14 protein-coding genes are annotated in these 13,129 nt (G+C 43.4%); 2 read left to right on the forward strand and 12 right to left on the reverse strand.

Annotated features, from left to right (window positions below):
• Nucleotides 1-42: 42 nt before the first annotated feature.
• From ACFOEK_RS21110 to rplM, 5 genes are all read right to left on the reverse strand, one after another.
• Complete coding sequence (locus ACFOEK_RS21110) at nucleotides 43-804, reverse strand: cytochrome c1 (RefSeq protein WP_386723477.1); 762 nt, start codon at nucleotides 802-804, stop codon at nucleotides 43-45.
• Nucleotides 804-2,024 carry a cytochrome b gene (locus ACFOEK_RS21115; protein WP_386723478.1) on the reverse strand — a complete coding sequence of 407 codons (1,221 nt, stop codon included), beginning with the start codon at nucleotides 2,022-2,024 and terminating at the stop codon, nucleotides 804-806. The genes ACFOEK_RS21110 and ACFOEK_RS21115 overlap by 1 nt, the downstream gene beginning before the upstream one ends.
• Nucleotides 2,024-2,617, reverse strand: a complete 594-nt coding sequence (gene petA, locus ACFOEK_RS21120) for a ubiquinol-cytochrome c reductase iron-sulfur subunit (RefSeq protein WP_386723479.1) — start codon at nucleotides 2,615-2,617, stop codon at nucleotides 2,024-2,026. The genes ACFOEK_RS21115 and petA overlap by 1 nt, the downstream gene beginning before the upstream one ends.
• A 241-nt stretch (nucleotides 2,618-2,858) precedes the next feature.
• Nucleotides 2,859-3,251 (reverse strand): 30S ribosomal protein S9, encoded by a 393-nt coding sequence (rpsI, locus tag ACFOEK_RS21125; RefSeq protein ID WP_386723480.1) that lies wholly within the window; start codon nucleotides 3,249-3,251, stop codon nucleotides 2,859-2,861.
• 12 nt (nucleotides 3,252-3,263) lie between these two features.
• A complete protein-coding gene (rplM, locus tag ACFOEK_RS21130; RefSeq protein ID WP_284383565.1) occupies nucleotides 3,264-3,692 on the reverse strand; it encodes a 50S ribosomal protein L13 in 429 nt (142 codons plus the stop codon).
• Nucleotides 3,693-3,916: 224 nt separating this feature from the next.
• Between rplM and ACFOEK_RS21135 the strand changes: the two genes are divergently transcribed.
• The gene (locus ACFOEK_RS21135) at nucleotides 3,917-4,726 is read left to right on the forward strand and encodes a hypothetical protein (RefSeq protein ID WP_386723481.1); all 810 of its coding nucleotides are present in this window, start codon (nucleotides 3,917-3,919) and stop codon (nucleotides 4,724-4,726) included.
• On the opposite strand, the gene ACFOEK_RS21140 is transcribed toward ACFOEK_RS21135, so the two are convergent.
• From ACFOEK_RS21140 to ACFOEK_RS21170, 7 genes are all read right to left on the reverse strand, one after another.
• The gene (locus tag ACFOEK_RS21140) at nucleotides 4,723-5,535 is read right to left on the reverse strand and encodes a TatD family hydrolase (RefSeq protein WP_386723482.1); all 813 of its coding nucleotides are present in this window, start codon (nucleotides 5,533-5,535) and stop codon (nucleotides 4,723-4,725) included. The genes ACFOEK_RS21135 and ACFOEK_RS21140 overlap by 4 nt on opposite strands.
• 22 nt (nucleotides 5,536-5,557) lie before the next feature.
• Complete coding sequence (locus ACFOEK_RS21145) at nucleotides 5,558-7,138, reverse strand: peptide chain release factor 3 (protein ID WP_386723483.1); 1,581 nt, start codon at nucleotides 7,136-7,138, stop codon at nucleotides 5,558-5,560.
• Nucleotides 7,139-7,262: 124 nt separating this feature from the next.
• Nucleotides 7,263-8,810 carry a cytochrome-c peroxidase gene (locus tag ACFOEK_RS21150; protein ID WP_386723484.1) on the reverse strand — a complete coding sequence of 516 codons (1,548 nt, stop codon included), beginning with the start codon at nucleotides 8,808-8,810 and terminating at the stop codon, nucleotides 7,263-7,265.
• Nucleotides 8,811-9,079: 269 nt separating this feature from the next.
• Nucleotides 9,080-9,754: an energy-coupling factor ABC transporter permease gene (locus ACFOEK_RS21155; RefSeq protein ID WP_386723485.1), complete on the reverse strand. Its 675-nt coding sequence runs from the start codon at nucleotides 9,752-9,754 to the stop codon at nucleotides 9,080-9,082.
• Nucleotides 9,755-9,779: 25 nt separating this feature from the next.
• Entirely contained in the window at nucleotides 9,780-10,283 is a 504-nt protein-coding gene (rimI, locus tag ACFOEK_RS21160) for a ribosomal protein S18-alanine N-acetyltransferase (RefSeq protein WP_386723486.1), read from the reverse strand.
• Complete coding sequence (locus tag ACFOEK_RS21165; protein ID WP_386723487.1) at nucleotides 10,250-11,032, reverse strand: hypothetical protein; 783 nt, start codon at nucleotides 11,030-11,032, stop codon at nucleotides 10,250-10,252. The genes rimI and ACFOEK_RS21165 overlap by 34 nt, the downstream gene beginning before the upstream one ends.
• 3 nt (nucleotides 11,033-11,035) lie before the next feature.
• Nucleotides 11,036-12,586 carry a 2-isopropylmalate synthase gene (locus ACFOEK_RS21170; RefSeq protein ID WP_386723488.1) on the reverse strand — a complete coding sequence of 517 codons (1,551 nt, stop codon included), beginning with the start codon at nucleotides 12,584-12,586 and terminating at the stop codon, nucleotides 11,036-11,038.
• Between the two features lie 155 nt (nucleotides 12,587-12,741).
• Here ACFOEK_RS21170 and ACFOEK_RS21175 point away from each other — a divergent pair, with 155 nt between their 5' ends.
• Entirely contained in the window at nucleotides 12,742-13,053 is a 312-nt protein-coding gene (locus tag ACFOEK_RS21175) for a glutaredoxin family protein (protein WP_386723489.1), read from the forward strand.
• The last annotated feature ends 76 nt before the right edge of the window (nucleotides 13,054-13,129 follow it).

Raw genomic sequence — 13,129 nt, forward strand, 5'->3', positions numbered from 1 at the left:
AACCCGCACACCCATCAATAAGTCTAACTATACCACTAATAATTAGTGAATATCTTTCCAATATTCACGATTTAGCAGGTAAGCACAGATAAACAGCACAACTAGGAACAACATCACGATAATACCGATTCGTACACGCTCTTCCTGCATTGGCTCTGCAGTGTATACAAGGAAGTTTACAAGATCGTAAACAGTCTCTTCATATTCTGCTGGAGATTGTGTGCCTTCTTCTGCCAAATACAAAACATCACAACGCTCTTCTGTAATGTCTTGACCTGTCAATACATCAATATCTACAGGTACTTGTGCACAACCTTTCTTTTGAAGACCCTGAAGCTCCATCAAAACGTGCGGCATACCAACATTCGGGAACACCTCGTTATTCACACCCAATGGGCGAGTAGGATCTTCATAGAAAGTACGAAGGTAAGTGTACAACCAATCTTCACCACGTACACGAGCAACCAAAGTTAGATCCGGTGGCGCAGCACCAAACCAACGCTTCGCAGAATCTACCGTCATTGAGTTATGCATTAGCTGACCAATTTTTGAATCATCAAAAATAAGGTTCTCAACCATTAACTCATGAGGAATGTGCAAATCATCCGCAACACGCTCGTAACGAGAATACTGCATCGCATGACAACCCATGCAATAGTTCATGAAGGTTTGCGCACCGCGCTGAAGTGAAGCCTTGTTAGAAACGTTAGCGTTCATGTCATCCAAAGGATAACCGCTACCAGCAGCTACCGCAGTCAACGGAGCAACAATGCTTAATAAAAATACAGAAATAAGTTTTTTCATTAGCCTGTCACCCTCTCTGGAACTGGTTTAGTCTTCTCGGCCTTCGTATACCAAGGCATCAAGATAAAGAACGCAAAGTAAACAACGGTCATCAGCGGCGCCAACCAAGGTGGTTGAGCATAAGCCGGAAGCGCACCACAAATACCTAGGATCACAAAAGAAACTACGAACAAGGCAATTGCAATCTTGCTTAACATGCCCTTGTAACGGATTGAGCGAACCGGGCTACGATCCAACCAAGGCAACACGAACAGAATCGCAATTGCAGCACCCATCGCAATTACACCCAACAACTTATCAGGTACAGCACGAAGAACAGCATAGAATGGAGTGAAGTACCACACTGGCGCGATATGCTCAGGGGTTTTCAAAGGATTTGCCTCTTCAAAGTTGGCATGCTCTAAGAAGTAACCGCCCATTTCAGGCATAAAGAAGATGATACCGCAGAAAACGAATAGGAAGACAACAATACCCACCAGATCATGAACAGTATAGAACGGATGGAAAGGAATACCGTCTTTTGGTACGCCATTTTCATCAAGATTCTTCTTGATATCAACGCCATCTGGGTTGTTAGAACCAACTTCATGAAGTGCTAGAAGGTGCATTACAACCAAGGCAACAATCACCAACGGAAGCGCAATTACGTGAAGCGCAAAGAAACGGTTCAAAGTAATCTCAGAAATCAGGTAATCACCACGAATCCAAGTCGTTAAATCTTCACCAACGTAAGGAATTGCACCAAACAGAGAAATAATTACCTGTGCACCCCAATATGACATCTGACCCCATGGCAATACATAGCCCATGAATGCTTCTGCACACAGCGCTAGGTAGATACACATACCAAAGATCCAGATCAATTCACGTGGCTTCTGATAAGAACCATAAATAATGCCACGGAACATATGAAGGTAAACAACAACGAAGAATGCCGAAGCACCAGTGGAATGCATGTATCGGAGCAACCAACCCCACTCCACGTCACGCATAATATATTCAACAGAAGCAAATGCACCTTCTTGAGAAGGAACAAAGCTCATGGTCAACCAAATACCCGTCAGCAGCTGATTAACCAGCACCAACATTGACAAAACACCAAACACATACCATACGTTGAAGTTCTTCGGCGCATAGTACTTGCTCATGTGTTTTTCATAGGCTTCTGTTACTGGTAGACGATCATCTACCCAAGCCATCAAACCTTTCTTATCACTCATTATGCGCTCTCCTGATCAACACCGACAAGAATCACGTTGTCACTCAGATATGAGTGAGGCGGAACTTCCAAGTTAATTGGAGCCGGAACACCCTGATACACACGACCAGAAAGGTCGAAGCGGGAACCGTGACACGGACAGAAGAAACCACCTAACCAGTCGTCACCCAGATCAGCCGGTGAAATTTCCGGACGATATTTAGGCGAACAACCCAAGTGAGTACAAATACCAACCAACACTAGAATTTCAGGTTTGATAGAACGATTAATGCCAGAAACATATTCTGGTTGTTGAGGAACCTCTGAATTAGGGTCGCGAACAGAGCTATTCAACTTTTCAATGTTTTTCAACACTTCTTCGGTACGACGAATAATCCAAACTGGTTTACCACGCCATTCAACAATCATTTGTTGACCCGGCTCAAGTTTACTAATATCTGCCTTGACAGGTGCGCCAGCAGCTTTTGCTTTCGCACTCGGGTTCCAAGAAGCCACAAACGGGGTTGCAACGCCCACAGCACCAACTGCACCAACTGCAGATGTTGCTCCTATCAGGAGGCGTCGGCGCCCTTTATTTACGCCGTCTTGATTCATGCTAGGTTATCTCCCATCAGCCAACCGTATTCTGAATCCACATACCAAATAACTCACTAATAAATAGCAAACTATTCAACACACAATGGTCATCTCATTTTAGTCGCGGAATAGTATAGAAAATACCCCTACAATACAAGCGACTAAAGATGAATAGCGCTTGATATAAAACAACTAATCATCAATTAACAGGCAAAAAAAAGGCACTTCCGAAGAAGTGCCTTTTCCACACAGAAACGAATTAACGCTTCGAGAATTGTGGACGCTTACGTGCCTTACGTAGACCAACTTTCTTACGCTCAACAACACGAGCATCACGAGTAACATAACCCGCTGCTCGAAGTGCTGGACGAAGAGTTTCGTCATAAGCCATAAGAGCACGAGTGATACCGTGACGGATAGCACCAGCTTGGCCAGAACCACCACCGCCTTTTACAGTAACGATCACATCGAACTTCTCTAGGTTTTCAGTCAACTCAAGCGGCTGACGAACAACCATGCGAGCCGTTTCACGACCGAAGTACTCATCTAGAGTGCGGCTGTTTACAGTGATAGAACCACTACCTGGTCTTAGGAAGACACGTGCAGTAGAGCTTTTGCGACGACCTGTGCCGTAGTATTGTGTTACAGACATAGTAGACTTCCGTTAAATATCCAGTTCTTGAGGCTGCTGTGCAGCATGTGGGTGTTCAGCACCAGCGTATACTTTCAACTTAGAAAACATCGCACGACCAAGCGGATTTTTAGGAAGCATTCCTTTAACCGCTTTCTCGATTACCATTTCTGGCTTACGTTCGATCATTTCGTTGAAGTTAGCAGAACGCATACCACCTGGATATCCAGTATGACGGTAGTACATTTTATCTGCAGCCTTGTTACCTGTTACAGCAACTTTCTCAGCGTTTACGATAACAATATAGTCACCAGTATCAACGTGAGGTGTATATTCAGGCTTATGTTTACCACGAAGACGACTTGCTACTTCAGTGGCCAAGCGACCCAAGGTTTTGCCTTGAGCATCCACGACATACCAGTCGCGTTTAACTGTTTCTGGTTTTGCGCTAAAAGTTTTCATTCTTACCAGCCTAGATTGGGCAGTTTCTATAAAAGCAGCGCATTCTATATAAATAGAATAACATCTGCAAACTTTAAAGCGGACTCTTTCAGTGTGGGAAACTGAGGCGGCGAGTATACAACAAAAAACAATTAATGTAAGCCCCAAAGGTTGTCACGACCTTCAGCTTTCTATATAAAGGTACGAGTCCGAACTCTAATAATAAAAGACCCAAAGGTTAAGAGATGAGAAAAACAACAAAACGCCCTTCACACATCTCACTTTTTGCAAAATTAAGTCTTCTGCTTAGTTTTGTCGTTTCAAACGCATCATTTGCGATCGCTGACGAACAAACTCTAATTACCTCCACACAAATGAAACTTGCGGCCTATAAGGTCTCCACCCGCTTTCACCAGCTAACACTTCATGAAGGTGATTCTCTGATTCAAGAGAAGTTGGAACAAGACATTTCATTTTTGAGCAGTTTACGCCAATCCCTATCAGAAGATAATGCACCAGAAAGTGCAGAAGCCATCAATGAATCACTCGCCATTTCGAAAGACTACATTGACTTTGCCAATAAGAACGAAATAGCCACCGAAGGCTTTACATCACGATACGCAATTACTGACCTACATGAAGCCAGATTCAGCCTGTTAACCACACTAAATAAAGTCATCGAAAAAGAAAAAGAGGTTTCTGGAAGCTCAAAAAAATATGATCTATACAAAGCCGCTACGCTACTACAGCAAATGACGTCAGACTATGTTCGCCGTTCAGTTTCTACGGGTGGTGCAGGCTTATACATTGAAGGCCAAGAAAATATGGATGCGCCGGATGTGCTAGCACAAAAATTCAGCGATCAGTTAAAGGCTATTAGCCAAGCCCACAAAGGCAATAAAGAGCTTTCAAGCATGATTCGTAGCATCGACAGAAAATGGCGCTTCATTGAACCTTCTTTCAAGAACTACAATGAAAAAACAGTTCCGTTCCTCGTTACCAAATATTGCGACATTATTGTCACAACATTATCTGATGTAGCCGACCAGATTTAGAGCCAATCACTGCCCAATTTCTCAGAAGATTGGGCATCACATATACCAAACAACTCGCAAGCATTGCTGTAGGTTATCTCCGCAACATCACTTACAGAAATACCTTTTAACTGAGCCAGGTTTTCTGCAATCCTCGGAACAGATTTCGGAGTATTAGCCTCACCTTTTAGCCATTGGGGCGACATATCAGGAGAATCTGTCTCCAGAACAATGGCTTCCATTGGCAATTGCTCAACCATAGACCGAACCTTATGCGCGCTCGACCAGGTAATAACACCACCAATCCCGAGCTTAAGTCCCCTACTTATAAACTCTCTGGCAATTTCAACGCTGCCAGAAAAAGCATGCACAACTCCCGCCCGAATTGAGTATCGATCAAGCAAATCAAGCATCACTTGATCCGACTTTCGATTGTGTAAAACCACAGGCAAATCATAAACATCGGCCAGCCGTAGCTGAGCTTCGAAAACCTCTTTCTGTAAGACATAGTCGACATGACTAAATTTATCCAAGCCGATTTCACCCAGTGCAACCAAACCTTCCGCTCCATGATGTGTTGAAAGTTCTGCATCCAGAACAGCTAAATTATCTATTGAGTTTTCATCAATAAAAAAAGGGTGTATGCCAAACGCGACATACACCCCTCGATACTGAGCCTGAATTGTTAGAATTTTACTGATAGCTGAAACCCTGGTTCCAGGAATAAGAAAAGTATCCACTCCCAATAAGCGACACTCAGAGATCAGGGATTCCAAATTTCGATCAAAAATGTCGAAATCCAAATGACAGTGAGTATCAAAGAGTCTCATTACACCCTCAGCTAATCAACGATTAATGCTCCCTAGTCGCACGGAACTGAATATCAGGCCAACGTTCTTCCATCATAGACAAATTAACTCGTGTTGATGCCAAATAAGTCAAATGCCCACCGCCATCAATCGACAGATTTTCACCTGCTTTTTTCTTAAAGTCTTCGAGCTTACGTGCGTCATCACATTCGATCCAACGCGCGGTAAAGACATTCACAGGTTCATAAATGCATTCCACTTTGTATTCATCTTTTAAACGCTGTGCCACTACATCAAACTGAAGCACACCGACCGCACCCACGATCAAATCGTTGTTTTTCGTTGGCATAAATAACTGAGTTGCTCCTTCTTCACACAACTGCTGAAGCCCTTTTTGAAGCTGCTTAGTCTTCAATGGATCAGCCAGTCGAACACGACGGAATAACTCTGGCGCAAAGTGAGGAATACCGGAAAACTTCAACTCTTCACCTTCAGTGAAAGTATCACCAATCTGAATCGTACCGTGGTTATGTAACCCAATGATGTCTCCAGAAACCGCCTCTTCAACGTTTGAACGGTCACCGGCAAGGAAAGTCACCGCATCGGCGATCTTGATATCTTTGCCTATACGCACGTGTTTCATCTTCATACCACGAGTATAGCGCCCGGAACAAATACGCATAAACGCAATTCTATCACGGTGCTTCGGATCCATGTTTGCCTGAATTTTGAAGATGAACCCTGACAGTTTTTCCTCATGAGGCTCAACTTCGCGAGTCTCGGTATTTCTAGACTGAGGATTTGGCGCCCACTCTACAAAATCATTCAACATTTCACGAACGCCGAAGTTTGATAACGCAGTACCAAAGAAAACAGGCGTCATTTTTCCTTGGTGATACGCTTTGAGGTCAAACTCATGACTCGCACCACGAACCAACTCAATTTCTTCCACAAAGTCATCATAAAGATCGCCTAATAAGGTTTTGGCTTCTTCTGACTCTAGGCCGTCAACACGCACATCGTCCGGAATAGTTAACCCTTTCCCCGGTTCGAATACATGTATCGTATCGGTATACAGGTTATAGATCCCTTTAAAGGCCTTACCCATACCAATAGGCCAAGTAATAGGAGCACACTGAATTTTCAGAATCTCTTCAACTTCGTCCATGACTTCAATTTGATCACGAACTTCACGATCCATCTTGTTTACGAAAGTGAAAATCGGGGTATCACGTAGGCGACACACTTCCATTAATTTAATGGTTCGTTCCTCTACACCTTTCGCGCCATCAATCACCATCAATGCAGAATCAACAGCCGTTAAAACGCGATAGGTATCTTCGGAAAAATCTTCGTGCCCTGGTGTATCCAGTAAATTTACAGTGCGCCCATTGTATGGAAACTGCATCACCGAGGTGGTAATCGAGATGCCCCGCTGCTGCTCCATCGCCATCCAATCGGAAGTGGCCATACGAGTTCCCTTCTTACCCTTTACCGTACCTGCCACCTGAATGGCATTTCCGAATAAGAGCAATTTTTCAGTGATTGTTGTTTTACCCGCATCCGGGTGAGAGATAATCGCAAACGTTCTGCGAGTATCCACTTCAGCAGCAAAGTTAGACATCTAAATTATCCAAACCATTTCAAAATTCGGGCAATTATATAGCATCTTGCCCGAGCTTTGGATAACTGAAAAAGATATGAGAAAAAAGAGCAGGCCACCAACTACTAATAAGTGGCCAAAAACCTTAATTCACCACTAATGGCGAGCCATTAAGATCTTCACCATTCAGCTGATTACCATCAATCACATTTAATGAAGATTCTGGAATCCACTGACTTAAACACGAAACGTCCTCAAGACATGAATCGGATAACGCCATCATAAAGCTCACCAGATCTGAAACCTGCTGATCCGAAAGCTCTGCATTCACCAATAAAGATAAACCAGAACCTTGATCTGTCTCTAGTTTATCCAGCGCTAGCCGCGTATTTTCTTCAGCTCGATCACCACTGATATCTTCACAACTTACCCCACTTAACTGAGATAAATTACTGCAGGTACCGCCGACAGCAAAGTAATCATTGATGGCAATAGTCGGATTGAGGTGATGACGAATCACATCTTCCAAAGAGTCATAAGCTCCGGCATGACCGTATGGCCCTGTATGCTCAACATTTAATAACGTCGGCGTTCTAAATGCGTATTGATCCGAAAGCAGCAACGTCTCCCGCATACGACCAAAGTCGTCCCGGCCATCAAGGCCATTTCCTTTGCCTTCACCAATCTGCGGCATCGCTATGTTATGGAAACCTTCATCGGTAAAGAAGTCCCCAGAGTGACAGCCCGAACAGCCTGCACCGCCGTCAGTAACAGAAGTAAAAAACGCAATCGCTCCGCGCTTCTGACCGTCGGTGAGTGCTGACTTATCCCCTGCCACATAAGCTTTCCAAGAGTTATCCACAAACACTTGAGAGTTTTCGTAAGCAGCGATAGCCTCAGTTACACGATCAAAAGTAATGATATTAATTTCTGGAATTGTGGCCGCGTATACGACTTCAAACGCAGTCACCCAGTTATTTTGACCGTCACCGTCATCATCCACAGAAAGCTCACCAGCACTAGGAGCTTCATCTCGTAACCTAGCCTGCAGGCGAGCTCGTAACTCATCATTAGTTCCACCAAGTTCATAGTCCGAACGCATTTCAGCAGCAGACGTCACAGGGAATCGTGCCTGGGCTTCAGTCAAATTTCTCCCCGCATTGAGATCAGCCGAACCAAATAGACTGTCCGGAGTTCGGATTCCAACACCATCCGCACCATTCATCTTGGCGGTTTTTCCTAGACTCTCTACACGACCGTCGTGAAACAGTACTTGATCCCATAACGCAATGTTAAACGTGGTTGGCGCGTTCCTAGGGACTGTAGGCTCGGCATCCCCGGAATCATGAGTACGTCCAGGACCCAGTAACTGGTGGGTATCCGCTCCCACACCAATAGGCAAAGACAGATCATCACCGCCACCCAACGCAGGATGATGACAACTTACACATGCCGTATCTTGATCACCACCCAATGACTTGGAATAAAAGAGTTTCATTCCTAATTGAGCAATAGGTTCATTGATGGATACTAGATCACGCCCCGTAGATGGATCTCCGGTTAATGCATTAGATTGAATCAGCGAGGACAGCTGTTCATCAAAAGTTGAGACATTACTACTATCATCATTGTCACTGCACCCAGATAACAATGAGATTACAACCAATCCCGGTAGTACACTCGTAAGTTTCATCTAGCTCTCTCCTAAGCTAATTGATATTCGGTAGCTATTATTGTTCTTATTGATTACAGCTCGAACATAGACAGAATGCCCATAAAAAAAGCCGACGTAAACAACGTCGGCTTAAGGAACCTAAGCGAGGATGGAAACTAAGGTTCAATGTGACAGACACTAAGTGAGTGATCACTTCAGCGCCAATGCTCATTGACAATTATATTCAGGTTACATTCTGAAACATTAATAAAATACGACACCTTAGAAAGCAGTGTCGCATAAAATCATTACTTATAGCGGGTTTTAGAGTTTCGCTCATATCTAAGTTCATCATAGGTCTTAACCCAATCCGGCAGGAAGATAACGAAGCTTACCAATAGCATCCCATTCAACACACCTTCCGGAATACAAATAACAGGAGCATATTCAAGGTAAGTAAGCACTATCTCACTTTCAGGAAGATCCAAAATAAAAAATAGCAGACAGAGGAATAACGCTGGTAGCACCAAGGTGGCGACTGCAGCAAAAAAACCACATAGGTAAATGTAAGCAAACGGATTTTCCAACCAATAGACTACAAGCCGATAGCATAGTAATGAGACAATTACAGGTAAACAGCCCCAGAAGAAGGTATTCAAAGCCCAGAACGCCCAGTCATTTACACCAACTAACGCCAAAAACACTGTGTTAATTACTACAATCAAGGTCGAGAATGCCCAGCCTAAAATTAAAGTTATCAAATTAATACCCAAGATATAAATAGCGGCATTTTCATCAAACCAGCCACGCAATTGCCAGAGACCAAACGTAATAACCAGTGCCCCTAAAACCAAATGCTGACGATGACGAAAAACAAGAAAAGCCGCCCAATCAATGCTTCGAATGGCCAATAGAAACTGAACTGAAATCAGGACTGACAATATGAGATTTATATAGAAAGAAAGATCAACGGACAGATACATGAATACACCCTCCTATCATCAATCCCTAGACAGTTTCATCAACGAGAAAATCAGATAATAAAAGTTGATACATTAGGGCATCTTCCCGCCCTTCTTTCGCAGGATAATAATTCTTACGACAACCAATCATCGAAAAGCCAAAGCTTTCATACATGAGTTTAGCAGTTTGGTTGCTTACACGAACTTCTAGGAGAATTGAATCACATCCCTTTGATAGAGCAGCCTTGATCGCAGCATTAAGCAGATACTTGCCAAGCCCTTTACCTTGATGCGCTTTATGAATACAAATATTAAGTAGATGAGCTTCACCAACAATATCAGATAAGACCGAATAGCCTACTATATGACCCTGATGGCAAAGTACTAAAAAAATATAGTTGTCTTTAAAACAGTCGTTAAAAACACCTTCAGACCAAGGAAAGTCATAGCCACTGCCTTCAACCTCTAAAACTCCAAGGATATCTTCTAATGTTGCAGCCCGGACTTCCAATGTGCTTACGTCATCTTGAGTGGTAGTAACTGTTTCCATAACTTTCGCTTTGCATCAGAAGAGGTAAGAAGTTCAGGCAGTTCAGGAGAAGGAACAACCTCTATTGTTTGTCCTTCCGGCGCTAATTGCAGAAGCAGATCCGACAATTCATTAGAAAGACGCTGACCAAACAAAAGAAATGAATTAACACCGAATCCGATGGCCTGTTTTTGAAACAACGCCGTCATACTGTCCTCAAAGAACTCTCGAGTACTAAACTGCGGAGATTGCTTGACCAGTGGCCAGGAGACTCGATGATTAAACTCCGAAGTGGTCGGCACTCCCAGATAGCTTATAACAGCTTCCAAGAAACGTAATTCTACAGACGACAATGGCTCGCTATCAGTAACAGACACCACAACAGAAAGACCGAGCGGATATCTAAAAAATAAAAAGCCAAAGGGATCAACGATTTCTGTCTTTTTTGGAGAATCAGTGATTGTCGTCGAAGTCCTAGCAGTATCGCTCTTTATGCCTTCAGAGGAACGTGTAGAGGTTTGAGCTGCCTCCTTAACCTGATCATTGTCATCCATCAATGACTTCAGCTGAGACAGAGAAGACGGTGTAACAACGCTTTGTTCTTTTAGGTTTTCTTGTGCAACTTCAGATTCTAAAAGAGGCTGCTCTTGAGAACTCGTTTGCTGAACAGGCCAGTCAAGATCAGGAGCGTTAGGCAAGGTAAAACGGGGATACCATAACGATACCCCCATTGCACTTAAATAGGCTTCCTGAACTTGATGTTCTATCAAGGATTACACACCCTCTGTAGCTTGTGGATGTTCACGTACTACTTTCGCACCCAATAAGTTCAAGGCATGCAAGTAAGCTTTTGCCGAAGCGATCACAATGTCTGTATCCGCCCCCAAACCGTTCACTATTTTCCCGCTGTGATCCAAACGCACTGTCACTTCACCTTGCGAATCCGTTCCAGAAGTGATGGCATTAACAGAATACAGAAGAAGCTCAGTACCAGAATTAACGATTGTCTCAATAGCTTTAAACGCAGCATCCACAGGACCACTGCCTTGCGCAGTACCCTTTGCTTCTTGACCATCGACTGAGATTGTAATCTCAGCTTCTGGTGTTTCACCGGTACATGAAGTTACTTTCAAACTAACCAAGTCATATTTATCTTCAAAACTTTTAGCTGCATTATCGCTAACTAACAAATGTAGATCTTCATCGTAGATTTCATGCTTCTTATCCGCCAGTTCTTTAAAGTTAGCGAATGCATGATTCAACTCTGTTTCGGTTTCGAAAGTGTGCCCTAACTCTTCCAAACGAGTTCTAAAAGCATTTCGACCAGAGTGCTTACCAAGCACCATACGATTGGTGTTCCAACCCACATCTTCAGCAGACATGATTTCATACGTTTCACGATGCTTAAGTACGCCATCCTGGTGAATGCCCGATTCATGCGCGAACGCATTAGCACCGACAATCGCTTTATTCGGTTGTACAGCAAAGCCTGTGACGGAAGAAACCAGTTTTGATGTAGGAACGATAAATTTAGGGTCTACATTAGTTTCAATATCGAATAAATCTTTTCTCGTCCGAATCGCCATAACGATTTCTTCAAGAGAAGCGTTCCCTGCACGCTCTCCTAAACCGTTAATAGTACATTCAACTTGGCGAGCCCCGTTCTGTACCGCAGATAAAGAGTTCGCGACAGCTAACCCTAAGTCATTGTGACAGTGAACAGAAAAAACGGCTTTATCCGAATTTGGAATCCTTTCGATCAGGGTCTTAATAGTTTGTCCGAACTGCTCAGGAATGGCATAACCGACGGTATCAGGAATATTAATCGTAGAAGCACCAGCATCAATCGCCGCTTCAATAATTCGACACAAGAAATCAATTTCAGAGCGACCCGCATCTTCACAAGAAAACTCAACATCAGCAACATGGCTTCGAGCACGCTTAACAGCATAAACCGCTTGTTCAATAACCTGCTCAGGCTTCATTCGAAGCTTATGTTCCATATGAATTGGTGAGGTTGCGATAAATGTATGTATTCGGCCCGAGTTAGCACCTTTCAAGGCTTCAGCCGCACGATCAATGTCTTTATCGAGCGCGCGCGATAAACTACAAATGGTACTGTCTGTGACCGAGTCGGCTATGGCTTTAACTGACTCAAAGTCTCCAGGACTAGCAATAGCAAACCCGGCCTCAATCACATCAACTTTCATTTTTTCGAGTGATTTCGCGATACTGAGTTTCTCAGACTTAGTCATTGAGGCACCCGGGCTTTGCTCACCATCACGCAAAGTCGTATCGAAAATAATTACACGATCATTACTCATCAGAAACTCACTGTTGTTATAAAAAGTTGACTAAAATAAAACTCTTTGCCAAATAGGCCGAAATAACAGGTGATTATAAAGCAGTCGCCACACTTTGTGGAACTAAAACCATGAGTCGATCACTAATGATCAAGTTTTGTCCTGATGGAATACTTATGCTTAATAAAATCTCCAAACTTGTTATCTGCATTTTATTCACTACCTGCATAACTCCGGTGTCTGCAAACAGCGAGAGGCAAAACAAAGTAATTATCTTTACTCAGGCGTTTTGCCCGGCCTGTATTCATGCCAAGCAATATATGGAAGAGCAAAACATAGACTATATAGAACTGGATATAGAGACAAACCCTAAAGCTCTTGAAGTATTTAAGCAAATTAACGGCCGGGGGACGCCTCTGTTCGTCATCAACAAAAAGATGGCCTACGGCTTTGATCCAGCATTTATTGAGGCTAATTTGTATAAATAATTACGTTAGAGCCGCGTCTTTTCAAGCCTCAGCCGTATTGTTCCGCTCGAAGTCTTGGTGTTGGATATTTTCCAGA

Origin of the sequence: Litoribrevibacter euphylliae, from assembly GCF_042646085.1 — a bacterium.
Lineage (GTDB): Bacteria > Pseudomonadota > Gammaproteobacteria > Pseudomonadales > Litoribrevibacteraceae > Litoribrevibacter > Litoribrevibacter euphylliae.

Excerpts from the sequence above, each read along its gene's own strand:
- ACFOEK_RS21140 (WP_386723482.1), bottom strand. The coding sequence starts at position 5,535 with ATGAGACTCTTTGATACTCACTGTCATTTGGATTTCGACATTTTTGAT.
- rpsI (WP_386723480.1), bottom strand. The coding sequence starts at position 3,251 with ATGTCTGTAACACAATACTACGGCACAGGTCGTCGCAAAAGCTCTACT.
- ACFOEK_RS21150 (WP_386723484.1), bottom strand. The coding sequence starts at position 8,810 with ATGAAACTTACGAGTGTACTACCGGGATTGGTTGTAATCTCATTGTTA.
- rimI (WP_386723486.1), bottom strand. The coding sequence starts at position 10,283 with ATGGAAACAGTTACTACCACTCAAGATGACGTAAGCACATTGGAAGTC.
- ACFOEK_RS21175 (WP_386723489.1), top strand. The coding sequence starts at position 12,742 with ATGCTTAATAAAATCTCCAAACTTGTTATCTGCATTTTATTCACTACC.
- rplM (WP_284383565.1), bottom strand. The coding sequence starts at position 3,692 with ATGAAAACTTTTAGCGCAAAACCAGAAACAGTTAAACGCGACTGGTAT.
- ACFOEK_RS21110 (WP_386723477.1), bottom strand. The coding sequence starts at position 804 with ATGAAAAAACTTATTTCTGTATTTTTATTAAGCATTGTTGCTCCGTTG.
- ACFOEK_RS21145 (WP_386723483.1), bottom strand. The coding sequence starts at position 7,138 with ATGTCTAACTTTGCTGCTGAAGTGGATACTCGCAGAACGTTTGCGATT.
- ACFOEK_RS21170 (WP_386723488.1), bottom strand. The coding sequence starts at position 12,586 with ATGAGTAATGATCGTGTAATTATTTTCGATACGACTTTGCGTGATGGT.
- ACFOEK_RS21135 (WP_386723481.1), top strand. The coding sequence starts at position 3,917 with ATGAGAAAAACAACAAAACGCCCTTCACACATCTCACTTTTTGCAAAA.
- petA (WP_386723479.1), bottom strand. The coding sequence starts at position 2,617 with ATGAATCAAGACGGCGTAAATAAAGGGCGCCGACGCCTCCTGATAGGA.
- ACFOEK_RS21115 (WP_386723478.1), bottom strand. The coding sequence starts at position 2,024 with ATGAGTGATAAGAAAGGTTTGATGGCTTGGGTAGATGATCGTCTACCA.
- ACFOEK_RS21155 (WP_386723485.1), bottom strand. The coding sequence starts at position 9,754 with ATGTATCTGTCCGTTGATCTTTCTTTCTATATAAATCTCATATTGTCA.